This window comes from Cohnella sp. SGD-V74 (assembly GCF_003001675.1).
Taxonomy (GTDB): Bacteria; Bacillota; Bacilli; order Paenibacillales; family Paenibacillaceae; genus Cohnella.
Window position 1 is genome coordinate 18,209 of sequence record NZ_PVYW01000016.1, and the last position, 26,040, is coordinate 44,248.

The following is a 26,040-nucleotide window of genomic DNA, read 5'->3' on the forward strand; positions in this document are numbered from 1 at the left end:
CCGCGTTATCACGAGTCCGTTCACGGACTTCTGATAGATTTGTTTTATCACACAAGGGGAGGACTTATCGATGAAAAAAACGTTCAAAAGCCGGTCCGCGCTGCTGCTTGCGGGAGTCGTAGCCGCAACGCTGGTGGCCGGATGCTCCGGCGGCAAGGACAATACCAACGCTTCTTCGCAGCCGCCGGCCTCGGGCACGTCTCCGTCGGCGTCCGCCGGCGGCGGACAGCAATCTCTTGAGCCGATCACGCTGAATCTGTATTCCGACCGCGCTTGGTACAGCGACTGGACGGGACCGGGGGCGAAGCGGATTTCGGAGAAGACCGGCGTGAGCTTTAACGTGAAGAAACCGGTTCAGGACGACGGCGACGGCAAGGACATTTCGCTGATGATCGCCAGCAACAGCCTGCCGGACCTGATGGTCGTCGACCGCGGCAATAAAATGCTGGACCAACTCGTCGAAGGCGATTACCTGTACGCGATCGACGAACTGATCGACCAATACGCGCCGAACCTGCGGACGATTCTGAACGAGCAGTACGGTCCGGAGCTGCTGACGAATTTCGCGGAGTCGGACGGGCATACGTACAAGCTTATCTCCGGCTACCAGACGGAAAAATATTTGGAGCAGGCGCAGAAGAACGCGGGCCTCGCGCCGGTATGGCTGCCTCAGCTCGTCGTGCGCAAAGATTATTACGACGAGATCGGCCGCCCGGACACGTCCAGCCCGGAGAAGTTCATGGCCGCGCTGGAGCAGATGGCCGAGAAGCACCCGGACAAAATTCCGTATCTTGGAGACAAGAGCCAGCATTCCGACGACTTGGGCTGGTTCGCGCCTCAGTTCGGCGTCGCGCCGTACTACGTGGACGGGGATCAAGTGAAGAGCACGATCCACGATCCGAAGTGGAAGGAAATGATCAAGTACGGTTTTCAGCTTGCCGGCAAAGGCTTGCTGACCAAGGAATCATTCGTCAATACGAACGAAGTGACGGGGCAGAAGGTCGCGGCCGGCGATTCGATCGTCTGGGCGTACAATTCGACGGCGGTGAACTCCGCGCCTCCGAAGGACAATCCGAACACGCAATTTGAGGTGCTGACTCCGTTCGCGGATTACATGTATCCGACGATTCCCCGGGGCTGGATGGCGCTCGTCATTCCGAAGAGCAACAAAAACCCGGAGCGCACAATCAAGCTGCTCGAGTACGCAGCTTCCAAGGAAGGGCAGGCGGATTTCTCGTTCGGCGTGGATGGAACAGGCGCGGACGACTTCAAGGATTTGGCCGAGGGCGCGCATTTCTACTATGACGCTTCCGTCGCGAACGACTATTTCCCGCAAGGCAAGCCGACGCTGACAACGGGCTTTAACGACGCGCTGAACAACGATTGGGGCGGCACGTGGAAGCAGGCCGGACTCGGCGAGCCGATCATGCTGGTGACGAACTGGGCGGTGTCCAACACCGTGTTCTGGAATCCTGCGGACGAGGCCAAGGTTGCGTACGACCAAATGATGGCGCCGAAAATGAAGTTTTTCCCCGAGTTCGACTTCAAGATCGACAGCGCCAGCGATTTCGGCATTATCGAGGCCAAGATCAAGACGCTTCGCGCCGACTACATGCCCAAGCTCGTGTTCGCGCAGTCCGAGAACGAATTCGAAACGCTGTTCGCCGATATGCTGAAGAAGGCGGAAGGGCTGAGCGTCGACAAGCTGGAAGCGGAATACACGCGGCAATACGCGATATTGAAAGCGAAATAAGGCAATTTGCAATAGGAACGGAGCGGAGGAAACGGAATGCATACGCTGGAAAACGAATGGCTGGCCGTCGCGCTGTACGGCTGGCCGGGCGTTCGGGAATATGTGTACAAGCCGACGGGAACGAGGCTGGCCGGCAGCGGTCCGGACGGCAGGCTCGCCGTGAACGGGATGGAGCTGGAGTGGGACGAGTGGGACATCGACGCTCGTCCGTCCTCGGACGGAACGGCGGTCAGCTATCGTATGGGGCTGCGGCGTCTGGCACTGCGGATCACGGTTGAATATCGGCTGGAGAAGCAGACGCTCGCCGTCAAGGTGACGGTAGAGGACGATCCTGAGGCGGCGCTGAAGAAGCTCGATTGGATGCGCCTGCCGCTGCTGTCGTGCGACGATCCTTCGTTCTCGTTCGACCGGACCGAGGTGCGGCAGAAAAGCTGGAGGCTGATCCCGGGCGGCGGCAGAGGCTTGTACGACCGGGAGCGGGTTCGGGACCGGATCGGGGACGCCGTTCCCGATTCGGCCGAAGTGCCGACGATGCACGCGTGCGCGTTTGACGGAAATCTGTGCGGCTTCGTGCAGACGAATTATCCGGTGCTTCCTCTGCTGACCCGCGTATCGGAGGATTCGCGTTATCCCGGCCGCGGGGGCGGGTTCTCGATAACGCCCAACACGTATCAATATCGGGCTCGGGAGCGGACGATGGAGCCGCTGGAGCTTGCGGTCGTGTTTCTGGAGGACATCAACGGCGACGGGGCGGCGGACGATTGCGACTACCATCTGTGGCTCAACCGTCAGTTTCCGGATGCGGACCCGCTGTACAAGAAGGCGATCTGGTATCAGGTGTTTAACGCGGAAAAGGATCGCGGCGTGCTGACGACGTTTAAGGAGACGCTGGAGATCATCCGGCAAATTCATCACGTGACGGGCGGCGTTCCGCAGATCGCTTATTTGATCGGCTGGCAGTTCGACGGACACGATACGGGTTATCCTTCGCTCAACCGCGTTAACCCGAAGCTTGCCGAAAACCCGGAACGGGCGGAAGAGGAACTGCGGGAGCTGGTGCGTCGCGCCAAGGAAGAATACGACTGCATCGTCAGCTACCATATTAATCTCGATGACGCGTACGTCGACGCGCCGGACTGGGACCCGGCCATTCTGAGCCGCGACCCGGACGGAGCGGAGCGACTGTGGCTGGATACGCCCAAGCAGCGGGCTTATCACATTAGTCATACGAAAGATGTGGAGAGCGGACAGATCTTCCGCCGGATCGACGATTTTCTGCGGGCGGTTCCCGTCGAGCGTACCGTGCAGGTCGATGCGTTCCGCAACACGAACGCCAGCTGGGAGGCGGACGGCAGCTATATCGGTCCGCTGGAGGAGCTCGTCTGCGGGATGCAGCCGATTCTCGCCTATTTCCGCGACAAGGGGATCGACGTGTCGACGGAGGGGCTGAACGGCATGCCGATCGAGGACAGCGGCGTGTTCAGCGCTTATTGGCACTATTCGCCGTCGCTGCTGTACCACGGCAAAATTGTCGGCGGCGGCAGCGTCGACATGAATGCGATCGCCTGGGGCAAGGGCGCTTCGTTCGACTCGGACGTGCTCTATCGCGGCGAGCCGACGAGGCTTCTCGGGGAGCAGTTTCTGGCGAATGATTTCGAGTCGAAGCGGGACCAGGTCGTCGATATTATTTACTTGGGCTCGATGCTCTACCAGTTCTATCTGGAGCGGGAAATGGCGGAATGGCGGGAGGACGGGCGGCGCATCTACATCCGCTACTCCGACGGCGTGACCGTGGACATCGACAAGGCGGAGGAACGGCTTGCTGTGCGTTGGGGCCAGGTGACGGTCGCCTTGGACGGGGATCGATTCGTTCCGCTCGGCGACCGGATTTACGCGTACAGCCGGGACGGATTGGACCGCGAGTGGACGCTGCCCGAGCACTGGCGCGGCGGCGGGTTCGCCGCTTACCGGATGTCCGGCGAGGGCCGGGAACGGATCGCCGAATACCCGGCGGGCTCGTCGTCGGTTCGGCTGCGGCTGGAGCCTCGCGTTCCGGTTATTTTGGAGAAGCTTGCGGATTAACGGCAAAGGGGCAGGCGCAGGACAGAGCAAGACGGTGCAAGACGATGCAAGGACACGACAAAGCGGGATAGCGGAGCAAGATTGTGCAAGGATACGACAAAGCGGGACGATGGAATAAGGCGGTGCAAGGACGCGAACACGACAAAACAGGACGGGGCGGTGCATGCTTGGCATGTTATCCGCCTCGTCCTGTTTTCGTTGTTGCGTTGGGGGGACTATTCCAATGAAGCCAGGAGAGCCTTCATACGCTCGGGAATTTCCCGGCGCAGCTCGCTCCAGGGAACGAAAACGTCGGGCGTCCATTCGTGCGGCACGTAGTCAAAGCTCGGGCGGAAGGCGAACGTGCGCAGATGGCGTTCGGACAGCTCGTCGTCGCGCCCGCCTCTTTTGAATTCCCCGCGAAACATGGAGGGCTCGAGCAGCCCTTCCTTGCCCGCCTCCTCCATGCAGCACGTTTCCACGTTCGGCAGCAGGCGGAATACTTCCTCCAGCGGAGACATGGCATGCTTGCCCGGCTGGGAGTACAACTTGACGCGGCCGTCTTCCGTCACATTGCTGCGGTCCCGCAGCAGGCCGACCAGATATCGGCCGTGGAAGCTGCCTTCGCAGCCGACGATCCGGCCGTCATGGCCGACGTAAATCCACACATGCTCCAGCTCGTACAGGTGCTGAATGTCATAGTCCCAGTAAATGGCGTACTCGATGGCGAGGCGGACGCGTTCCGGATCGATCTCGACCGTGCGGTCGAACGACGGGGACGGAGCGGTCGCTTCGAATACCGTGACTCCGACGCGAATGGGCTTGAACGGCTCCAGACGGTCCATGTACAAAATCGGGGCGACGCGCTGCACCGTGTCCCAGTGAGGGGAAAGCTCGGATTGGCTCATTTTCGGAATCCTCCCGGCAAAATTGATGATTGATTTGATTCGCACTTCTATGTATCATTACATTAAGCGCTTTACTTAACATTATACAGCATTAAATAAATTTATTAAAGCGTAGTCATTATAAGCGCTTAACTGAGCAGATTGGAGAGAATGCCATGAGTACGATCCGCTTGACGATGGCGCAGGCGCTCATCAAATTTCTGGATCAGCAGTACATCTCCGCGGACGGAGTGGAGACGAAGTTCGTCACCGGCATTATGGGCATATTCGGTCACGGCAACGTGACGGGCATCGGCGAGGCGCTGGAGCGCAGTCCCGGCAATCTGACGTACGTGCAAGGCAAGAACGAGCAGGGGATGGCCCACGCGGCCGCCGCTTACGCCAAACAATCTTTGCGCAGAAGAATCTATGCCTGCACGTCCTCAATCGGGCCCGGCGCCTTGAATATGGTGACCGCGGCGGGAACGGCGACGGTTAACCGCATTCCGCTGCTCCTGCTGCCAGGGGACAACTTTGCATCGCGGCAGCCGGACCCGGTGCTGCAGCAATTGGAGGCGAGCCACGATTACACGGTGTCGGCGACGGACTGCTTTAAGCCGGTCAGCAAATATTGGGACCGGATCGTCCGTCCGGAGCAACTGATGACGGCGGCGCTGAACGCCATGCGGGTATTGACCGATCCGGCCGAAACCGGCACGGTCACGCTCGCGCTGCCCCAGGATGTGCAGACGGAGGCGTACGATTACCCGCTCTCTTTCTTCGAGAAGCGCGTATACGAGCTGGAGCGGCAGCAGCCGGCCGCGAGCGCGCTGGCCAAAGCCGCCGCGCTCGTTCGTTCGAAGCGCCGGCCGCTGATCGTCGCCGGCGGAGGCGTGCAATATTCCGGCGCGACGGCAGAGCTGGCCGCGTTCGCCGAGAAGTTCGGCATCCCGGTCGCGGAGACGCAGGCGGGCAAAGGCTCGCTGCCGTGGAGCCATCCGCTGAGCGTCGGCGGGATCGGCGTCACGGGCGGACTCGCCGCCAACAAGCTGGCCAAGGACGCGGACTTGATCATCGGCATCGGAACCCGTTATTCCGACTTCACGACCGCGTCCAAGTCCGCCTTCGCCAATCCTGAGGCGAGCTTCCTGAACGTGAACGTCAATCGGATGGACGCCGTCAAGCTGGACGGGGCGGCGCTGATCGGGGATGCGAAGATGGCGATCCGGCTGCTCGGCGAAGCGTTGGAGGAAGCGGGCTATGCGGCCGGATACGCCCAAGGAGAGATTGCCCGTGTCAGGGACGAGTGGAACGGCGAGGTCGACCGGCTGTACGCGATCGAGCGGGAGGACGGCCTCGCCCAGACGCGGGCGCTCGGCGTCGTCAACGAGACGATCGGCGATGAGGCCGTCATTGTCTGCGCGGCGGGCAGCTTGCCGGGCGACTTGCAGCGCTTGTGGCGTCCGGGCAATTCGCGCGGCTACCATATGGAATACGGATTTTCCTGCATGGGGTACGAGGTGAGCGGCGCGTTCGGCGTTGCGCTGGCCGAGCCCGATCGGGAGGTATACGCATTCGTCGGCGACGGCAGCTACCTGATGCTGCACTCCGAACTGGTGACGAGCCTGCAGGAAGGCCGCAAGCTGACGGTGCTGCTGTTCGACAATCATGGCTTCCAGTGCATTCACAATTTGCAGCGCGGTCACGGCAGCGACGGCTTCGGCAACGAATTCCGCTACCGCGAGCTGTCGACCGGCCGTTATACCGGCGCGCCGATGCCGATCGACTTCGCGGCCCACGCCCGCAGTTTGGGCGCCGCCGCTTACAAAGCCGGTTCCGCCGAGGAGCTTCGCGAGGCGCTGCGGCAGGCGAAGCAGGAGACGAGAACGACGCTGATCGAAATTTCCGTCCTGCCGGGCACGAATACGGACGGCTACGAATCCTGGTGGAATGTCGGCGTTCCGGAGGTGTCCGCAAGCCCGAAGGTCGTGCAGGCACACGAGGAAATGAACAAGCAAAAATCTCAGGCGAGAGCTTACTAGGAGGGTTTGGCGGATGGCTTCATTTCCTTTTCGCTTGGGCATTCATCCGATCAACTGGGTCGGAGAAGACGTTAAAGAGCACGGCGATGCGACGACTTACGAGCAAATTTTAGATGACATTCAGGTGCTGGGACTGACCGGGACGGAGATGGGCCGCAAGTTCCCGACCGATATCGACTTGTTGAAAAAGGAACTGGCGCAGCGGAACATTCAGCTCGTCTCGCAGTGGAAATCGGTGCTGTTCTCCGATCCGGCTTACCGGGAGAGCGAGCTGGCGGCGTTCCGCGAGCATGCTAAGTTTCTGAAGGAGATGGGCAGCCGGGTGATCAGCACGTGCGAGGTCGGAGGCTCCCTGCATTTCGATCCGCGGCGTACGCCGAATGAGAGCGAGGTTATCCCCCTCGACGACGCCGGCTGGGCTTCCCTCGCCGAAGGGCTGAACGCCGCCGGACGTATCGCCCGGGAATACGGGCTTAAGCTGACGTATCACCATCACGGGGGCACGGCGATCGAGGGGCCGGAGGAGATCGATCGGCTGATGGCGGAGACGGACCCGGAGGCGGTGTTCCTGCTGTACGATACCGGCCATGCGCTGTACGGCGGGTCGGACCCGCTGGCGCTGCTGCGCAAGCATTACGATCGGATCGCCTACGTTCATCTGAAGGACGTGCGCGTGTCGAGGCTGGAGCAGGCGAGGGCGGAAAAGATTGACTTTGTCACCTGCATCAGGCGAGGCGTGTTCACCGTTCCCGGAGACGGGAACATCGATTTCCGTCCGATCATCGGCGAACTGGTTGCCAGAGGATACGACGGGTGGGCGCTCCTAGAAGGAGAACAGGACCCGGCGGAGCATCCGGCGCGCGAGTATGCGGCTCGGGCAATTGACTACTTGACCTCTTTGCTTCCGGCGAAGGAGGGCGAATGAGATGACGAGCGTTGTTTTTGCCGAAGGCAGGAAGTTCGATTTGACGGCGATCGGCCGGCTGTGCATCGACTTGAACGCCAATGAGATCAACCGTCCGATGGAGCAGACGATGACGTTCACGAAATATGTGGGCGGCTCTCCGGCCAACATCGCGATCGGCGTCAGCCGACTGGGGCGCAGGACGGCGTTTATCGGCAAAATCGCCGACGACCAGATGGGACGTTTCATTCGCGGCTATCTGGACAAGGAAGGCATCGAGACGCGAAACGTCGTGACCGACACGACGGGCGCGGTGACCGGGCTTGCTTTTACCGAAATCAAGAGCCCGACGGAATGCAGCATCCTGATGTACCGGGATAACGTTGCGGATTTGAAGCTCAGCCCTTCCGAAGTCGACGAGTCGCTGATTGCGGACAGCAAGGCGCTGCTCGTCTCGGGGACGGCATTGGCGGCCAGCCCGTCGCGCGAGGCGGTGCTTCTCGCCGTCGATTATGCTCGCAGGCACGGCACGAAGGTTGTTTTCGATCTCGATTACCGTCCGTACACATGGCAGTCGGAGGAGGAGACGGCGGCGTATTACAATCTGGTCGCGGAGAAGAGCGACATTATCGTAGGCACGCGCGAAGAGTTCGACTGCATGGAGAAGTTCGAGGCCAACCCGGGGCACGACGACCGGATTACCGCCTCCAAGTGGTTCGGCTACGCTGCGGGCATCGTCATTATCAAGCACGGCAAGGAAGGCTCGATCGCGTACAGCGCGGACGGGCAGGAGCATAGGGCCAGATCGTTTCCGGCCAAGGTAATCAAGACGTTCGGTGCGGGAGATTCGTACGCTGCCGGATTCATTCACGGACTCCTGTCGGGCTGGACGATCGGCAAAAGCATGGAATTCGGCAGCGCCGCGGCCAGCATCGTCATTTCGAGCCACAGCTGCTCGGACGCGATGCCGACCGCCGCGCAGGTGACGGACTATATCGAACGCTGCGGCCGCGGCGAGATTACGGCGGGCTGAGCGCAAGCGAGCGTTCGCAACTAACGGAAAAGAGGGAACACGATGACCGCAACGCTTAAAAATTGGATCGCAGGACAATGGGTGGAATCGGGCGCAACGGAGGTTGAGGAAGTATTCAATCCGGCAACGGAGGAGGTGCTGGCCCGCGTTCCCCTGTCCGGGGAAGCAGACGTCGACGCGGCGGTGAGCGCCGCGAAACAGGCGTTCGCGACGTGGAGCCGGACGCCGGTGCCGCGCCGGGCGCGGATTTTGTTCAAGTATCAGCAGCTGCTCGTCGCGCATTGGGAGGAGCTGGCGCGGCTCATTACGCAGGAGAACGGCAAAAGCTACGCCGAAGCGTACGGGGAAGTGCAGCGCGGCATCGAATGCGTCGAATTCGCCGCGGGCGCCCCGTCGCTGATGATGGGCAAGCAGCTTCCCGACATCGCATCGAATCTGGAATCCGGCATGTACCGGTATCCGATTGGCGTCGTCGGCGGGATTACGCCGTTTAATTTTCCGATGATGGTGCCGTGCTGGATGTTCCCGCTGGCGATCGCCTGCGGCAACGCGTTCGTACTGAAGCCGTCGGAGCGTACGCCGCTGCTGGCCAATCGGCTGGCGGAGCTGTTCCATGAAGCCGGCCTGCCGGCAGGGGTGCTGAACGTCGTTCACGGCGGACGCGACGTCGTTAATGGACTGCTGGCGCATCCGGGCATTCAGGCGATTTCGTTCGTCGGCTCGCAGCCGGTCGCCGAATACGTCTACAAGACCGGCTCGGCCCACGGCAAACGCGTGCAGGCGCTGGCCGGCGCCAAAAACCACTCGATCGTCCTGCCCGACGCCAACCTGGATCTGACGGTCAAGGAAATCGTCAGCGCGGCGTTCGGCTCCGCGGGCGAGCGGTGCATGGCCTGCGCCGTCGTCATCGCCGTCGGCGGCATCGGCGACGAATTGGTGAAGCGGCTGGCCGCGGCCGCCGACGCCCTCAAGATCGGCAACGGCTTGCAGGAAGGCACGTTCCTCGGCCCCGTCATCCGTGCCTCCCATAAGGAGCGCACGCTCGGCTACATCGCTTCCGGCGAAGCGGAGGGCGGCGTGCTCGTTCGGGACGGCCGCGGTGACGCAGCGGCGCAAGGCGACGGCTACTTTGTCGGACCGACGATTTTCGATCAGGTCGGCTGCGAGATGAAAATTTGGAAGGACGAAATTTTCGCTCCGGTGCTGTCGGTGATGCGCGCGGATACGCTGGCGGAAGCGATCGAGATCGCCAACCGTTCGGAATTCGCCAACGGCGCCTGCTTGTTCACGGACAGCGGCAGCAGCGTGCGGCAGTTCCGCGAGACGATCGACGCGGGCATGCTCGGCATCAACTTGGGCGTTCCGGCGCCGATGGCGTTTTTCCCGTTCTCCGGCTGGAAGAAATCGTTCTACGGCGATCTCCATGCGAACGGCACGGACGGAGTCGAATTTTACACCCGCAAAAAAATGGTGACCGCCCGTTGGTAGGGCAGACGAGCCGCGACGCGGAAAAGAAGGATGGCAGACGAACATGAAGAAAATCAGAATCGGCATCATCGGAGCGGGCAGAATCGGCAAAATCCATGCCGACAATCTCCTGAGACATCCGCAGGCGGAAATCGCGGCAATCGGCGACCTGTTCGCCGGCGACGAATTGAACGAATGGGCGAAGCAGCGAGGCATTCCCGTTGTTACGCGCAACAGCGACGATATTATCGGCGATCCGAGCATCGACGCCGTCTTCATCTGCTCCTCGACGGATACGCACGTTCCGCTGATCAAGCAGGCCGCGGGTCAGGGCAAGCATATTTTCTGCGAGAAGCCGGTCAGTATGGACATTCGCCAGACGGAGGAAGCGCTCGAAGCGGTCAGGCTTGCGGGAGTGAAGCTGCAGGTCGGCTTTAACCGCAGATTCGATCACAACTACCGGCGCATTCGCGAGCATGTGAACACGGGAGCGATTGGGGACGTGCAGCTCGTCAAGATTACGTCCCGCGATCCCGCGCCGCCGTCGGAGGAGTACATCGGCAGCTCGGGCGGCATGTTCATGGACATGATGATCCACGATTTCGACATGGCCCGGTACTTGTCCGGCCTTGAGGTGGAGGAAGTGTACGCCCAAGGCGGCGTGCTGATCGATCCGGTATTCGGCAAGCATGGCGATGTGGATACGGCGATCGTGACGCTGCGTTTTGCCGGAGGCGCCTTCGGGGTCATCGATTGCAGCCGCAAGGCGTCTTACGGGTACGATCAGCGCGCGGAGGTGTTCGGCTCCAAGGGCTCTGCGGCGACGGCGAACGATCATCCGAATACGGCCGTGCTGAGCACCGCCGAAGGCATATGGAGCGACAAGCCGCTGTACTTCTTCCTGGAGCGCTACGAAGCGGCGTATCGCGACGAGATCGAACGGTTCGTCGATTGCCTCGTTCGGGGCGAGGCGCTGCCGGTGGACGGCCGGGACGGAGCGGCGGCGGAAAAAATCGCGCTGGCCGCGAAGCTGTCTTTGCAGCGGAACCGGCCCGTGAAGCTGTCGGAGATCGATTAGGAGAAGGGGGGAGACGACGCGATGAGTCATCTGATAGTCAGTCCGGTCGTTCCGGGCGCGGGAGACCGGCCGATGCTGTCGATTACGCCGGAATCGGCCGGCTGGGACTATGTGGGGTTCGAGACGTACCGGCTGCGGGCGGGAGAGAAGCTGGCCCGGCCTAGCGGGGACAGCGAAGTCTGTCTCGTGCTGGTGGAAGGCAAGGCGCATGTGGCGACTTCCGCGCAGAGCTGGCGGGACGTCGGCCAACGCATGAGCGTGTTCGAGCAAATTCCTCCCTATGCCGTCTATGTCCCGAACGACGACCGTTACGAGGTAGAGGCGGTCACCGATCTGGAGCTGGCGGTCTGCCGGGCTCCGGGCCGGGGCAACCACGCCGCTCGCCTCATTACGCCTGCGGAGATCGGCGTCGAGGTGCGGGGCGAGGGTACGACGCAGCGGTTCATTCACAATATTTTGCCCGAGGGGCAGCCGGCCGACAGCCTGCTTGTCGTGGAAGTCTTCACGCCGCAGGGGCACTGGTCCAGCTTTCCGCCGCACAAGCACGACCGGGACGCGCTGCCGGAGGAGTCTCTGCTGGAAGAAACCTACTATTATCGAGTCCAGCCCGAGCAAGGCTTCGCGATCCAGCGGGTGTACACGGACGACCGGTCGCTCGACGAGACGCTGGCGGTGAAGAACGGGGAAGCGGTGCTGGTGCCTAAAGGCTATCACCCCGTCTCCGCGCCTCCCGGCTACGACGTCTACTATCTAAACGTTATGGCCGGCCCTGTTCGTACGTGGAAGTTCTACAATGATCCGGACCACGCCTGGCTGGCTCAGCCCCGTAAGTAAGGACGCACAAGAGGGGAGCGAAGGTAAAGAAGAAGCATCTATCTCCTGGAGACTGCAAGTAGGCCGCCAGGCTTGCAATAAGCGGAAAATCGTCGGATAATGACCGGAAAGGGGGCGTTTTCGTCAACCCTGATCGAAATTTTCTAAAATGAGGTTGACTATGAAAGCGACCACGATCTATGACGTCGCCAAGGAAGCGGGCGTGTCCATCGCGACCGTCTCCAACGCGATCAACGGCAAAGGAAACGTCAGCAAGAAGAGGCGCGACGAAATTTTCAAGGTGATGGAGCGGCTGCAGTATCAGCCCAGCGTAATCGCTTCGGCCCTGATGGGCAAAAAAACGTACACGCTCGGGCTGCTTATTCCCGACGTCTCCAACCCCTTTTTCTCCGAGATTGCCCGTTCCGTAGAGGATTTGGCGCATTCGGCCGGATACAGCGTGATTGTGTGCAGCACCGACAACAAGGACGAGCGCGTGGATAAATATTTGCGCCTGCTCGAGCAGAAAAGCGTGGACGGCATCCTGATCGGAACCGGGACGGAAAACGGGGAGACGCTGACGCAGCTGGCGGAGAAGTCGATTCCGATCGTCATGATCGCCCGGGAAGCGGCGGGCGTGTCCGCGCACAGCGTCCTGACGGACGACTTCAAGGGCGGCGGGCTGGCCGCCGAGCATCTGCTCGCGCTCGGTCATTCCCGGATGGCGATCCTGGCGGAGAAGCTTGAGGTGAGCAGCAGCGTCGAACGGGTGAGGGGCTTTCGCTTCGCCCTGTTCGAGGCCGGCATCGCCCTGGGCAACGACGGCGTCGTCTCCTGCGATTCCAGCATCAAGGCCGGCAAGAAGGCCGCCGCCGCCCTGCTCGCCCGGGAGGAACGCCCTTCGGCGATCTTTTGCTGCAACGACTTGCTGGCGATTGGAGCGCTGCAAGCGGCCAAGGAAGCAGGCGTGAAGGTGCCGGAGCAGCTGTCGATCATCGGCTTCGACGATACGATCCTGTCGACGGTCACCAATCCCGCGCTCACAACGATCGCCCAGCCGATGGACCAGATGGTCAAGCTGGCGTTCGGCTTGCTGATCGGCGCTCCGGAGAGCGGACAACCGATCAGACAGCGAATCGTGATGCCGCCGGGTCTGATCGTCCGGGAGTCAACGGGCGAGCCTCCGGGCTCTTAAAACGGGGGCTTCCGAGCTCCTGACGGGACTTCGACAACGACAATCCAATATGACTTCTAATGCCACCGGACCACCGCCGTAGGTCTTTTTTCCATGGTCAAAATAGAGTTGAAAAAGCTGCGAAAAATCCCTTGTTTTTTTCATTCAAAAGGGGCTTGCAATCGCATGACACCCCATGTATGATACTAATCAAACGCTTACATTAAGCGCTTACAATAAGCCCGAAGACAACAGGGGTACGATTTTAATTCTCTTTTTACATGTGTATTAAACCGGTTTAACAATCAGTCGTTAATCTGTGTTGAGCGGGTCGATCCTGCACTTTAATTAAACCGGTTTAATGTCTGAGGAGGTGGCCAATGCGGCCCGAACGGCCGTACGCAAGGAACTAAACGATCGAAATTATTCCTGGAGGGGTTACCTTGAAAAGAAGCAAATCGATTTTGGTTCTATTTCTATGCGTGGTCGTATTCGTCGTAGGCTGCACGAGCAATAAATCCGCCGAGCCAAGCTCCAGCGCGACGACGAAACCGACGGAGACGACGGAGGTCAAGCCGGTTGAAACAGAAGGAACAGAGGGCACGAAGGAAGCGCCGATGCTTGCTGCTCTCGTATCTGACGGTAAACTGCCTCCTGTCGAAGAGCGCATGCCGGTTCCCGGCGACATCATGATCGAACCCGTCGTCGAGGAGATCGGTCAATATGGCGGAGATTGGAAGATGGCTTGGAACGGTCCCAGCGACAAATGGGGGATCGGGATGATTACGGAGGAAGCGCTCTTCCGCTTCACCAAAGAGGGAGACAAGGTGGAGCCGAACGTAGCCAAGGGCTTCGAGGTGAACGAAGATTCCACAGTCTTCACGATTCATCTGCGCGAAGGCATGAAGTGGTCGGACGGCATGCCGTTTACGGCGGACGACGTTCTGTTCTACTGGGAGCACATGTTGACGAAGGAAACGTTCGGCAAAAAGATCTATGATGCCTACTATTCCGTAGATCCGGTTTCCGGTGAGAAAGTGCTGGCGGATATTAAGAAGGTGGATGATTACACCTTTACGGTAACGCACAAGTATCCGAGCGTACAATTCCTGGAGCGTGTGGCGATCGACAACAAATGGTTTTTCGCTCCGGCGCATTTCCATAAAACGATACTCCCGGAACTCGTCGGAGAAGAGAAAACGCTGGAAATTACGAAGCAATGGGGCTTCGAGGATCCGAAGCAATTCCTGGTGGAGACGGGCTACTACTACTGGCTCTATCCGCAAATCCCGACGCTTCGGCCATGGGTAGCCAAAACCGACCCGAACAGTGATCAGTTTATTCTGGAACGCAATCCGTTTTACTGGAAGACGGACGAGCAGGGCCAACAGCTGCCGTACATAGATCGCATCGTTCAGACCAAAATCCAGGATCCAAGTCAAAGGCTGCTAGGCACCTTGTCCGGAGATTATAATTTTGGCCAATTCGGCGCTAACGATTTTACCGTCTTGAAGGAGAATGAGAAGAAGGGCGACTTCCGCGTCATTCTATGGACGCAGCCGACCTGGTCCAGCGAGGGAATTCAGTTGAACCAGACGACGCAAGATCCGAACTTGCGCAAGCTGTTCCAAGACATCCGCTTCCGGGAAGCTCTCTCTATCGGTGTTAACCGCGAAGAAGTGTCGGACATCGTGACGAACGGTTTGGCCGATCCGATTCAAGCTTCGGTTCCGGAAGGCGTTATCGGCTATCAGGAAGGTTGGGCGCAGCAATGGGCTGAGTTCAATCCGGATCGGGCAAACCAGTTGCTGGATGAGATCGGTTTGACGCAGCGGGACAGAAACAACTTCCGTTTGAACGCCGACGGCTCCGAGCTGACGCTTACGATCTACGAAGCGGATCCGAACAAGAACACATTCCTTGAATTGCTGAAAAAGTACTTTGAGGATCTGGGATTGAAAACGGACATCAAGCTGGTAGAGGGCGGCGCGCTCTTCGATCTGAAATACGCGAACGAGGTTCCGATTCATACCGAGAACATTTCCGTCGCTAACGTAGCTTTCCGGCCAGACACGCTAGTGCCATTGCGCATCATTACGCCATGGTTCGGCCATTACGGCTTGTATTCCCAATCGGGCGGCACCGACGGCGTGAAGCCGGAAGGCGATGTCGCGAAGATTCTGGAGCTGTGGAATCAAATTAAAGCGAGCAAGAGCACGGATGAGATCAACCGGCTTAGCGACGAGATTTACAAGATTCACAGAAACAATCAATGGGTGATCGGTTATGCGGGTCCTACACCGGCAATTACCGTCGCATCGAACTCGATGCGCAACATTCCATCCGACCTCGTATCGGTGGATGAATACCGCGGATTGGGACACGCGCATCCGGCGCAATTCTTCATTAAATAACGAAGCTTGTTCGACATCGCAAGCGGTAACGGGGAATTCGCGTTCCCCGTTATCGTTTTCCCGAGGGTTCCAACAGCAAGGGAGAGGATTGGGTACGGATGCTTCAATATTCCATTAAAAGAATCCTGATGGCGATCCCCGTCGTGATGTTCATCTCATTCATCGTGTTCTATATCATTCAGCTTCCTCCGGGAGACTACGTATCCAGCTATTCGGCGCAGATGACAGCGGCGGGAGAAGTGATGACGCAGGCGGATATGGACCAGATGAGGGCGAATCTGGGATTGGATCGCCCGGTGTACGAACAGTATGCCATATGGATCAAAAAAATCGTGTTTTATGGCGATTTCGGCTATTCGTTTAACTACAACAAACCGGTTATGGATGTCGTCAAGCAGTATATGGGATTAACGCTCGTCGTATCGTTAGTCACGATGGCATTCCAATACATCGTGGCGATTCCAATCGGAATTTATACGGCCGTTAAGCAGTATTCCGCAGGAGACTATTTCTTCTCTGGCATCAGTTTTCTGGGCATGGCTACGCCAAACTTCCTGCTGGCGATTATCCTGATGTATCTCTCCTATACGTGGTTCGGAGATCCGCTGCTTGGATTATTCTCCAGCGAATACGTCAATGCACCGTGGTCAATGGCTAAAATGATGGATTTGCTTAAGCATCTCGTTATTCCCGTCATCGTCATCGGTCTAGCCAGCACGGCGGATTTGATTCGCGTCATGCGGGGGCAGATGTTGGACGAACTGAACAAGCCGAACGTCATAACGGCCAGGTCCAAAGGGTTATCCGAGACAAAAATATTGTTTAAATATCCGACGAGAGCAGCATTGAATCCAATCGTCAGCACGTTCGGTTGGTCCTTATCCTCAATCTTCACAGGCTCGACTATTACGGCCATCGTGTTGAATCTGCCTATTCAAGGCCCCGTTATGTACAAAGCTTTGCTTGGTCAGGATATGTATTTGGCCGGCTCCTGGCTGCTGTTCATGTCGCTGCTGACCGTACTGGGAACATTGATCTCGGACATTCTGCTGGCATGGCTCGATCCAAAAATCCGTACAGAGTTCAGGGGTAACTAATCGATGAGAACACTACCCGTATTCCGGAGATCCACGACGGAGGCCCTCAAGCCCGAAGCGGCTAAAGATATCAATTACAGCTCGCAATGGCGTCTCATGTATATCAAGTTCAAGAGGCACAAGCTGGCGCGGATCAGCCTGTATGTGCTGGGTTTCCTGTATTTCGTCGCTTTGTTCGCCCAGTTCATCGCTCCGTATGGGCTGCAGAGCTATGACAGCAAATACGTTAACGCGCCTCCGATGACAGTTCGTTTCATCGACGGAGAGGGCAAGTTCCATCTTCAGCCGTTCGTCTACGAGTTGAAGTCGGCTCGCGATCCGGAGACGATGCGTAAAATATTCGTCGCCGATACAGAGAAGAAATACTCGCTTCAATTTTTCGTGAAAGGCGAGGAATACAAATTCCTCGGCTTGATTCCGACGACGCGGCACTTGTTCGGCGTCGAAGAGCCGGGGCGATTGTTCATGCTAGGTACGGACGCGATGGGCAGGGACATGTTTTCCCGCATCGTCCTCGGCAGTCAAATTTCGTTAAGCATCCCGTTAGTCGGGGTAGGCATCAGCTTCGTGCTGGGACTCATTATCGGAGGTATATCCGGATATTTCGGAGGCTGGCTCGACTCGATCATCCAGCGGATTATCGAAATTATTCGTTCATTCCCGACACTTCCGCTCTGGATGGCTTTGTCCGCCGCCATTCCGCCGCGAATCCCGATCGTTACGATGTACTTGTATATCGTTATTATATTCGCCTTCATCGGCTGGACCGATCTCGCCAGAGTTGTACGAGGCAAGTTCATCTCGCTTAAGAACGAAGATTACGTCATCGCCGCGAAGATTGCCGGGGTCGGCAATACGAAGATTATCGTCAAGCATCTTCTTCCGGGTTTTATCAGCTATTTGGTCGTCGCTACGACATTAGCCATTCCCAACATGATTCTCGGGGAGACGGCGATGAGCTTTCTCGGACTGGGCATACGTTCGCCCGCGACGAGTTGGGGCGTGCTGCTGCAGGAAGCCCAGAAGATCGAGAATGTCGCCTTGTACCCTTGGAAGCTGATTCCGCTGGGTTTCGTTATTTTGACCGTGTTGGCTTATAACTTCCTGGGCGATGGGCTGCGAGACGCCGCCGATCCGTACAAGAAATAGTCGATTTCATGACAAGCGAGGGGATAGCGTGACGACTCAAACGGCGCAGGCCGCCCAAGCGGCCAAGGACGAGCGCCCTCTACTGTCCGTGCAGGATCTTAAAATCCGGATCCAGATGGAGAACGGAGTCATGCACGCGGTAGACGGGGTAGATTTCGAAATCAAAAAGGGCAAGACATTAGGGTTGGTCGGGGAATCCGGCTGCGGCAAAAGCTTGACAAGCAGAGCGATCATCGGCATCAATCCGAAGGAATGCGAGACGACGGGGACAATCGGGTACGACTCTGCGGACGCCGCCGATTCCGAGCTTAATCTGCTGTCCCTCGATCCGAAGGGCAAGCGGATTCGCTCGATTCGCGGACGGAAGATCGCGATGATCTTTCAAGAGCCAATGACGGCTTTCTCGCCGATGTATACGATCGGCAATCAGATTATGGAAGCGATCAGAACCCATCGCACGAAGAACAAGAAGGAAGCGAAGAAGATTGCGCTCGAGATGCTGGGCAAAGTCGGCATCTCGGATCAGGAGAAGCGCTTCGACCAGTACCCTCACGAGTTCTCCGGCGGGATGCGTCAACGCGCGATGATCTCGATGGCGCTGTCCTGCAATCCCGAATTGCTCATCGCAGACGAACCGACTACCGCGCTCGACGTGACGATTCAGGCGCAAGTGCTGGAATTGATGCAATCGCTGCAACGGGAATTCGGCATGGCGATTCTGCTCGTCACGCACGATCTGGGCATCATTGCGGAGATGTGCGATGAGGTGGCGGTCATGTATCTGGGCAAAATTGTGGAGCAAGCCCCGGTTAAGGAACTCTTCTATAATCCGAAACATCCGTACACGAAAGGTTTGCTGAAGTCGATGCCGAGATTGGGCGGAGAGAAGAGCGTCCGACTCGATTCGATCGAAGGTTCCGTACCGATGCCGATCGATATGCCGCCGATGTGCGGCTTCTACGAACGATGCAAGGATCGGATTGAAGGGGTATGCAATGTGAATGCGGTACCGAAGACCGATATTTCCGATCAGCATACGGTAAGGTGTTTCCTGTACACGGATCGGCCAGAAGGAGAGTCGCCATGACCAAGTCCATACTCGACGTCGTCCGTCTGAACAAGAGCTTCGACGTGAAATCCAGAAAGAAGCTGTGGGCTAAGCCTACCCGGGTGCAGGTGCTGAACGACATCACGTTCCAGCTATTCGAAGGCGAGACGCTGAGCATCGTGGGGGAATCCGGCTGCGGCAAGACAACGCTCGGGCGTTGTATTGTGAGAGGAATGTCGGCCTCTTCCGGCGAAGTTAATTATTATGCAAGCGAAGGGGAGCGCATCGATTATCTGAAGCTGAAGGGCCAGGATGCGAAGAAGTATCGCAAAGATATCCAGATGATTTTCCAGGACCCGTATTCCTCCCTGAGTCCGAGGATGAGCGTGTACGATATTATCGCAGAACCTTTAATTGCCAATTTCAAATTAAGAAAATCGGAGATCGACGACAAGGTAACGGAAATCGCCAGTCAGACGGGGCTGAATGTCAGTTATCTGCAAAGGTATCCGCACGCTTTCTCGGGAGGCCAGAGGCAGCGGATCGCCATCGCTCGGGCACTCATCATGCAGCCTAGGCTGATCGTCTGCGATGAGGCGGTATCCGCGCTCGACGTCTCGATTCAGGCGCAGATCATCAATCTGCTCAAGGATTTGCAGGAGCAGTATCAAATCACATATATTTTCATTTCGCACGATCTGTCCATCGTTCAGAACATTTCGGACCGGGTAGCGGTCATGCACTTGGGGAGAATCGTGGAGCTGGCTTCCACCGAATCGATGTTCAGCCAGCCGAAGCATCCTTATACCGAGGCGTTGATGTCCGCGGTGCCGCAACCCGACCCGGAGCGGAAGAAGGATCGGATCATTCTGGAAGGGGAAGTGCCTAACCCGGCGAATCCGCCGAGCGGCTGCCACTTCCATCCGAGATGCGCGTATAGAACCGATAAGTGCGTCCAGCAAGTGCCGGAACTGCGCGAAGTCGGAGACGGACATTTTGCGGCGTGCCATTACGCCGAAGAACTGAACTTGAGAGGGGTACGACATGAAGAAGCCAAACAAGCTTGACGCGGAGCAGAAACAACTGATCATTTTCATGGATTGCGGGGATACGATTATCGACGAGGGAACGGAAATTCGGGACGAGGAAGGAACGGTCATCAGCGGCAACGTCATTCCGGGCGCGGACGTGGCGGTCAGGACGCTTGCGGAACGCGGCTATAGACTGGCGATCGTCGCCGACGGCACCGCTCAGTCGTTCAAAAATCTGCTGACCTCAAACGGCCTGTACGACTGCTTCGAAACGCTGATCTATTCGGAGCCGATCAAAGCCGTCAAGCCCAGTCCGCGCATGTTCAAGGCGGCGATCGGGGCGATGGATTTGACCGAGGAGGATTGTTCGCGGATCATTATGGTCGGCAACAATTTGAGCCGGGACGTCCGGGGCGCGAATCAGATGGGCATCACCAGCGTATTCCTAAGCTGGACGCCGAGGTATCCGAAGCAGCCGGCGGACGAGTTGGAAGTGCCGAATTATACGATCGCCAGCCCGCTGGAGCTGATCGATCTCGTGGAATCGCTGAACGAACGAATAGCCGTTGCGGGTTGAGAGGATGTAAGTGGAACGATGGCCAAGATCGACGATGTCGCCCGCAGGGCGGGCGTATCCAAAGGAACGGTCTCCAACGTGTTCAGCCAGAAGAGGCCGACGAGCAAGAAGGTGACGGACAGAGTACTGAAAGCGTCCCGGGAATTGAACTACGTGCCGAACCATATCGCGCGCAGCCTCGTCACGAAGAAGACGATGGCGATCGGGCTGACGCTGCCCCACGGCAATTTCTTCTTCAGCTCTTTCCATACCCAGTTTATTAACGGGGTCGTTCTGGAAGCGTCCGCTTTGGGCTACCGGGTGCTGCTGGACACGATCTCGGCCAAAGAGGTCAAGACGCCGACGCTGGCCAGCTATCCGATCGACGGAGCGATCGTGCTCGGCCCGACGGAGGAAGACGAGCGCATTCGGATGCTCCATCGGCACCGAATTCCGTTCGTCACGGTCGGCAAAATCATGAACGCGGACATTACCGACGCGCTGACGGTCAACAGCGACAACGAGCGGATTATTCGCGACATCGTCGGGTACTTGACCGGTCTGGGCCATCGCGATATTTTATTTCTGAATGCCGGCAAGCGCATGACGGTCGCCGCCGAACGTACGGAGGCGTTCGTGGACGCGCTCGCCGAGCGGGGGATCGAGACGCTGCCGCATATGATCCATTACAAACCGCCCATCGATTCGGATGAATACATGAAGTACGGCTACGACGAGACCGCGCAAGTGCTGGGCGCGCTCCAGACGAAGGTGACGGCGGTTATCGCCGACGACGACCGCACCGCGCTCAGCGCGATGAACGCGATCAAGGATGCGGGGCTCAGCGTGCCGGAGGACATCTCGATGTTCGTCATCTGCGGCGATCAGTCGATGATGCATCAGACGACGCCGGCTCTGACGGGCATGGACCTGCAGCCCTCGGAGCTGGGGGTCCGGGCCGTCAGGCTGCTTATGCATCAGCTCGGCGTGCTCGAAGGCGAGTATTCGCGCAACTGGATCGTGGACAGCCCGATCATCGTCCGCCATTCGTGCTCGCCGGTCCGATCCGAGCTTTCCCCGCAGCAGTAGGAGGGAGAACGTGCAATGGAACAAATAGCGGATTTCGCGGCCGCGTTTTTCTCGGAGTACGAGCTGTACTTCCGCATTCTGATCAGCGCCGTGCTCGGGCTGCTGATCGGCTTCGACCGCACGCACAAGAACAAGCCGGCCGGGGTGAAGACGTTCACGTTCGTGACGGCGGCGTGCGCCTTGATCACCATCGTGTCGATCGAGAGCGTAGAGGTATACAGCCATCTGCATGACCGGACGATGATGGATCCGATGCGGCTTACCGCCCAGATCGTGACGGGGCTGGGCTTTCTGGGGGCCGGCTTGATCATGAAGTCGGGCTTCGAGGTGAAGGGGCTGACGTCGGCTTCCATGATTTTGTTCGCCGGCGGGGTGGGCATCGGCATCGGCGCGGGGTTCTACGGAATCGTGCTGTTCACGATTGCGGTGCTCTTCGTGCTCGTCCGGGTCGGAGGCTGGATCGAGAAGTGGGAGCATGACAAAACGCTGGCCAAATCGTCTGCCAGATCGCAAGCCAAATCGAAGAACGATTCGCCGGATTGAGGGGCTGCCAAGCCCCTCTTTATTTTCCGTCTGGACGATCGGGACAATGCGGTGTATCATCGACAAGGTGCGTTACGCAGCAAGCTGGAGAAGGGCTGGAGAAAAAGCAGACTATGTTACACAGACTAAAGACGACTTGGTTTTCCAACATAAGAGCGGACGCGCTGGCGGGGATCACGACGGTTCTCGCGCTTATTCCGGATTCGCTGGCGTTCGCGTTCATTGCCGGAGTTAATCCGATGATCAGCATCTATTCGACGATCTGCATTCTTCTGCTGATCTCGTTCTTCGGCGGGCGTCCGGGAATGGTGTCGTCCACGGCGGGCTCGATGGCCGTGCTGATGACGGCGCTCGTGGCCCGGCACGGCGTGGAATATTTGTTCGCGGCCACCATTCTGACGGGCGTTATCCAGTTCGGGATGGGCGCTATGAAAATGGGGCGTTGGATGAGCTTCGTTCCGCATTCCGTCATTACCGGATTCATCAATTCGCTGGCGATACTGTTGTTTATATCCCAGATCAGATATTTCGAGGGACAGTCTTGGCCCATGTATGCGATGGTCGCGGGAACGCTGGCCATTATTTACTTGCTGCCCAAGCTGACGAAAGCCGTCCCGTCTCCGCTCGTCGCCGTCGGCGTGATGACGGTTGCCGTCTTCGCCGGGCAAATGGGACTCAGCACGGTCGGAGACTTGGCGACGATCGAGCCGACGATTCCATGGCTGCATCTTCCGGCCATTCCGTTTACATGGGAGACGCTGTGGATTTTGCTGCCGACCTCGCTCTCCTTGGCAGTCGTCGGCTATTCGGAGACGCTGCTGACGCAGACGATCATCGACGAGATGACCGAGGAGAAGACGAGCAAAGACAAGGAGCTTAGAGGGCAGGGCATCGCCAATACGGTGACGGGCTTCTTCGGGGGAATGGCCGGCTGCGCGCTGGTCGCGGAGTCCGCGATCAACGTCAAGGTCGGCGGCCGCGGCCGCCTGTCCACGCTCGTCGCGGCGCTGGCGCTGCTGGCGCTCGTATTCGCGCTGCGCGACGTGCTGAATGCGATTCCGATCGCCGCGTTGGTCGGCGTGATGTTCATGGTGTGCATCGAAGTATTCGATTGGGGGTACTTGCGCGACATCAGGCGCAAGCCGCTGGCCCATACGTTCATTATGACCGTCACGGTGGCCATCGTCGTCGCCACCCACGATTTGGCGATCGGGGTGCTCGTCGGCGTTCTGTTGAGCGCTCTCCTCTATGCGTACCGTTCGGCGACCAAGCTGGACATTCGCGACGAATTGGACGGCGACGAGCGGGTATACCGCGTGAGGGGCCAGCTGTTTTTCGTGTCGAGCGACAAGCTGATGGACCGGATCGATTTTAACGACGAGACTCCGAACGTGTGCCTGGACCTGACCGCCAGTCAGGTGTGGGATCACTCCGCGGCGAAGACGCTGGAGAAGATCGTCGTTCGGCTGGAAAGCAAGGGGAAGAAGGTGCGGGTGCTGCGGCAAGAGGCCGACTCCCATGCGGAGCCGGCCTGATCGTGGCGGAGGGCGCGCAGGCTCAGAGCCCGCGCAGCCGGTATTCCGTCGGACTGCAGCTGTTTTCCCGGCGGAAAGCTTTGGCGAAGTGGTTCGTGTCGGCGTATCCGACCCGTTCGGCCACTTCTTTGACCGACAGCGAGGTTGAGCGCAGCAGCTCCCTCGCTTTTTGCATTCTTCTGCGATTCATGTATTTCAGCGGAGATACCGCGAAATGCTTGTTGAAGTAGCGCACGAGATAATTCGGATGCAGATGGACGTGCTTGGCGAGCTGCTCCAGCGTGACAGGTTCGGCCAGATTATCCTCGATATACCGTTCGATCAGGTCGAGCCGCTGCACGTCGGACGACCGGCCCGGAAGCACGCGGATTTCCGTATCCGCTTCCGTCAGCAGCAGCGAGAGGAGTTCGAGCATGACGGCTTTCTCCCGAATGCGCGAGAGGAAGGCGCCGTCCGCGTGCAGCGCGGCCAACTCCTCGAACAGCGCTTTCCACCTCTCATGCTGCCGGGCATCGATACAATGGGGAACGTCGAACCATTGGAACAAATCCAATTCGCCGATCGTAGCCGTAAAATGACACCAATACTTTTCATAGGTATTGTCGCTGATGACGGAATAGGACTGCTTGACGTTCGCGGGCATAAAGACGAGTTGGCCGGGTTTGGGAGAGTATTCGGCATTCCCGATCTTCACCCAGCCTTCTCCTTCGCAAATATAATACAGTTTATTGTAATCGGGCACGTAATCGAGCTCCCGCCAGTGGGACGTACAGCGTGTATAGTAAGCGTCTATCGGCTGAACCTTCAAGTTGCGAAGCAGTTCGGAAAAATAGGCGGAGCGGTCGTCAAGCGGCACTGTCGGTCACCTCGAATTAGTTAATCCTATCCCCATAAAGGCTAATTGCCAACCTTGTTGATTATATCAGATGGTTGCTAATCTAGGGATATCCGAACAAGAGGAGGCGCCGGCGAGATGACAAATTACGGCCAGCAGATCAAGGAAAGAACGAAATGGTTTCTGAACGACCGCTTCGGCATGTTCATTCACTGGGGATTGTATGCGATTCCGGCCCGCGGGGAATGGGTCAGAAGCTTCGAGAAAATCAGCAACGAGGACTATCAGAAATATTTCGAGGAGTTCAACCCGGACAAATACGATCCGAAGGCATGGGCGAAAGCGGCCAAGGCGGCCGGCATGAAGTACGCCGTGCTGACGGCCAAGCACCATGACGGCTTCTGCTTGTTCGACAGCAAGCTTACCGATTACAAATCGACGAACACGAAGTCGGGCCGCGATCTCGTGCGCGAGTTTCTCGACGCCTTCCGCGCGGAAGGGCTGAAAGCAGGGCTGTACTACTCGCTGATCGATTGGCACCACCCCGACTATCCGGCTTACGGGGACCGTATTCATCCGATGCGCGACGACGAAGCGTACAAGCGCGATCCGGCGACGTTCGACCGGTATTTGGACTACATGCACGGACAAGTTCGCGAGCTGCTCACCGATTACGGCAAGCTGGACGTCATGTGGTTCGACTTTTCCTACGACGAGATGAAGGGGGAAAAATGGCGCGCGACCGAGCTGATGGAGATGATCCGCTCGCTGCAGCCGCACATCATCGTCGACAATCGGTTGGAGGCGAGCGGCGAGGAAGGCGGTTCGATCTATACGGACGAGCCAAGCTTCTATTCCGGTGATTTCGCTTCGCCGGAGCAGATCATTCCTCCGAGCGGCGTCGTGAACGAGAGCGGGGAGTCCATTCCGTGGGAGGCTTGCATTACGCTGAACAACAACTGGGGCTACGCCGCCGCGGACAAAACCTACAAATCGGCGAAGACGGTCATCCGCAAGCTGGTCGAATGCGTCAGCAAAAACGGCAACCTGCTGCTGAACGTCGGACCGGACGCGAGAGGGGAAATTCCGGAAGAGTCGCTTCGCATTTTGGACGGGATCGGGCAGTGGATGGAGCGCAACGGGGACAGCATCTACGGATGCGGTCAAGCGGGGCTGCCGAAGCCGGATTGGGGCCGTTACACGAGAAAAGGAAACAAGCTCTACGCGCATCTGTTCGAAGAGAGCATCGGTCCGGTCAATCTGGCGGGGCTCGCCGGGAAGATCAAGCGGGCGCGGCTGCTGGCCGACGGATCGGAGCTGTTCGTCTCCCGCCCGTGGAACGCAGCGATGTATCCGGACGACGCCTTCTTCAACTTCGCCCAGCCCGAGCATTTCACTTATCCGCTTCCGGACGATCGCGACACCGTTGTGGAAATCCTTCTGGACGAAGATAACGATTAACGTTAACCGGCTTCGGCCATCGCATGGATAAGCACCAACAGGCGCCCCCGTTAATAGGCTATCGCAAGAG

The 26,040-nt window shown here is 58.3% G+C and carries 21 protein-coding genes; 19 read left to right on the forward strand and 2 right to left on the reverse strand.

Annotated elements, in window-relative coordinates; genetic code table 11:
* The first annotated feature begins 70 nt into the window (after positions 1 to 70).
* Positions 71 to 1,753 (forward strand): extracellular solute-binding protein, encoded by a 1,683-nt coding sequence (locus tag B0G52_RS22570; protein WP_094047663.1) that lies wholly within the window; start codon positions 71 to 73, stop codon positions 1,751 to 1,753.
* A 36-nt stretch (positions 1,754 to 1,789) separates the two neighbouring features.
* Positions 1,790 to 3,835: an endo-alpha-N-acetylgalactosaminidase family protein gene (locus tag B0G52_RS22575; RefSeq protein WP_094047664.1), complete on the forward strand. Its 2,046-nt coding sequence runs from the start codon at positions 1,790 to 1,792 to the stop codon at positions 3,833 to 3,835.
* A 215-nt stretch (positions 3,836 to 4,050) separates the two neighbouring features.
* Here the strand turns inward: B0G52_RS22575 and B0G52_RS22580 are convergent, their stop codons facing one another.
* Complete coding sequence (locus B0G52_RS22580; RefSeq protein WP_094047665.1) at positions 4,051 to 4,722, reverse strand: hypothetical protein; 672 nt, start codon at positions 4,720 to 4,722, stop codon at positions 4,051 to 4,053.
* Between the two features lie 155 nt (positions 4,723 to 4,877).
* Here B0G52_RS22580 and iolD point away from each other — a divergent pair, with 155 nt between their 5' ends.
* The 16 genes from iolD (at position 4,878) to B0G52_RS22660 (ending at position 23,674) form a co-directional block, all read left to right on the forward strand.
* On the forward strand, positions 4,878 to 6,743 hold the full coding sequence (gene iolD, locus B0G52_RS22585; RefSeq protein ID WP_094047666.1) for a 3D-(3,5/4)-trihydroxycyclohexane-1,2-dione acylhydrolase (decyclizing): 1,866 nt from the start codon (positions 4,878 to 4,880) through the stop codon (positions 6,741 to 6,743).
* A 13-nt stretch (positions 6,744 to 6,756) separates the two neighbouring features.
* The gene (iolE, locus tag B0G52_RS22590) at positions 6,757 to 7,668 is read left to right on the forward strand and encodes a myo-inosose-2 dehydratase (protein ID WP_094047667.1); all 912 of its coding nucleotides are present in this window, start codon (positions 6,757 to 6,759) and stop codon (positions 7,666 to 7,668) included.
* A gap of 1 nt (position 7,669) precedes the next feature.
* The gene (gene iolC / locus B0G52_RS22595; RefSeq protein WP_094047668.1) at positions 7,670 to 8,680 is read left to right on the forward strand and encodes a 5-dehydro-2-deoxygluconokinase; all 1,011 of its coding nucleotides are present in this window, start codon (positions 7,670 to 7,672) and stop codon (positions 8,678 to 8,680) included.
* 42 nt (positions 8,681 to 8,722) lie between these two features.
* On the forward strand, positions 8,723 to 10,168 hold the full coding sequence (locus tag B0G52_RS22600; protein ID WP_094047669.1) for a CoA-acylating methylmalonate-semialdehyde dehydrogenase: 1,446 nt from the start codon (positions 8,723 to 8,725) through the stop codon (positions 10,166 to 10,168).
* Positions 10,169 to 10,211: 43 nt separating this feature from the next.
* Complete coding sequence (gene iolG / locus B0G52_RS22605; RefSeq protein ID WP_094047670.1) at positions 10,212 to 11,225, forward strand: inositol 2-dehydrogenase; 1,014 nt, start codon at positions 10,212 to 10,214, stop codon at positions 11,223 to 11,225.
* A gap of 21 nt (positions 11,226 to 11,246) precedes the next feature.
* Positions 11,247 to 12,059 carry a 5-deoxy-glucuronate isomerase gene (iolB, locus tag B0G52_RS22610; RefSeq protein ID WP_094047671.1) on the forward strand — a complete coding sequence of 271 codons (813 nt, stop codon included), beginning with the start codon at positions 11,247 to 11,249 and terminating at the stop codon, positions 12,057 to 12,059.
* Positions 12,060 to 12,219: 160 nt separating this feature from the next.
* The gene (locus tag B0G52_RS22615) at positions 12,220 to 13,233 is read left to right on the forward strand and encodes a LacI family DNA-binding transcriptional regulator (RefSeq protein WP_094047672.1); all 1,014 of its coding nucleotides are present in this window, start codon (positions 12,220 to 12,222) and stop codon (positions 13,231 to 13,233) included.
* Between the two features lie 422 nt (positions 13,234 to 13,655).
* Complete coding sequence (locus tag B0G52_RS22620) at positions 13,656 to 15,626, forward strand: ABC transporter substrate-binding protein (protein WP_094047673.1); 1,971 nt, start codon at positions 13,656 to 13,658, stop codon at positions 15,624 to 15,626.
* 98 nt (positions 15,627 to 15,724) lie between these two features.
* Positions 15,725 to 16,723: an ABC transporter permease gene (locus tag B0G52_RS22625; RefSeq protein WP_094047674.1), complete on the forward strand. Its 999-nt coding sequence runs from the start codon at positions 15,725 to 15,727 to the stop codon at positions 16,721 to 16,723.
* A gap of 3 nt (positions 16,724 to 16,726) precedes the next feature.
* On the forward strand, positions 16,727 to 17,872 hold the full coding sequence (locus tag B0G52_RS22630) for an ABC transporter permease (protein WP_094047675.1): 1,146 nt from the start codon (positions 16,727 to 16,729) through the stop codon (positions 17,870 to 17,872).
* 115 nt (positions 17,873 to 17,987) lie between these two features.
* Complete coding sequence (locus B0G52_RS22635; protein WP_233162968.1) at positions 17,988 to 18,959, forward strand: ABC transporter ATP-binding protein; 972 nt, start codon at positions 17,988 to 17,990, stop codon at positions 18,957 to 18,959.
* Positions 18,956 to 19,987, forward strand: coding sequence for an ABC transporter ATP-binding protein (locus B0G52_RS22640; protein ID WP_094047677.1), 1,032 nt, complete (start codon positions 18,956 to 18,958; stop codon positions 19,985 to 19,987). Before B0G52_RS22635 ends, B0G52_RS22640 begins: the two co-directional genes overlap by 4 nt.
* Entirely contained in the window at positions 19,965 to 20,528 is a 564-nt protein-coding gene (locus tag B0G52_RS22645) for an HAD family hydrolase (RefSeq protein ID WP_094047678.1), read from the forward strand. Before B0G52_RS22640 ends, B0G52_RS22645 begins: the two co-directional genes overlap by 23 nt.
* Positions 20,529 to 20,546: 18 nt before the next feature.
* Complete coding sequence (locus tag B0G52_RS22650; RefSeq protein ID WP_094047679.1) at positions 20,547 to 21,596, forward strand: LacI family DNA-binding transcriptional regulator; 1,050 nt, start codon at positions 20,547 to 20,549, stop codon at positions 21,594 to 21,596.
* 15 nt (positions 21,597 to 21,611) lie between these two features.
* Entirely contained in the window at positions 21,612 to 22,139 is a 528-nt protein-coding gene (locus tag B0G52_RS22655; protein WP_094047680.1) for an MgtC/SapB family protein, read from the forward strand.
* A 113-nt stretch (positions 22,140 to 22,252) separates the two neighbouring features.
* The gene (locus B0G52_RS22660; RefSeq protein ID WP_094047681.1) at positions 22,253 to 23,674 is read left to right on the forward strand and encodes a SulP family inorganic anion transporter; all 1,422 of its coding nucleotides are present in this window, start codon (positions 22,253 to 22,255) and stop codon (positions 23,672 to 23,674) included.
* 22 nt (positions 23,675 to 23,696) lie between these two features.
* Here B0G52_RS22660 and B0G52_RS22665 read toward each other — a convergent pair whose 3' ends face one another.
* Positions 23,697 to 24,530 (reverse strand): AraC family transcriptional regulator, encoded by an 834-nt coding sequence (locus B0G52_RS22665; protein WP_094047682.1) that lies wholly within the window; start codon positions 24,528 to 24,530, stop codon positions 23,697 to 23,699.
* Positions 24,531 to 24,647: 117 nt separating this feature from the next.
* Between B0G52_RS22665 and B0G52_RS22670 the strand changes: the two genes are divergently transcribed.
* A complete protein-coding gene (locus B0G52_RS22670) occupies positions 24,648 to 25,970 on the forward strand; it encodes an alpha-L-fucosidase (RefSeq protein ID WP_094047683.1) in 1,323 nt (440 codons plus the stop codon).
* The last annotated feature ends 70 nt before the right edge of the window (positions 25,971 to 26,040 follow it).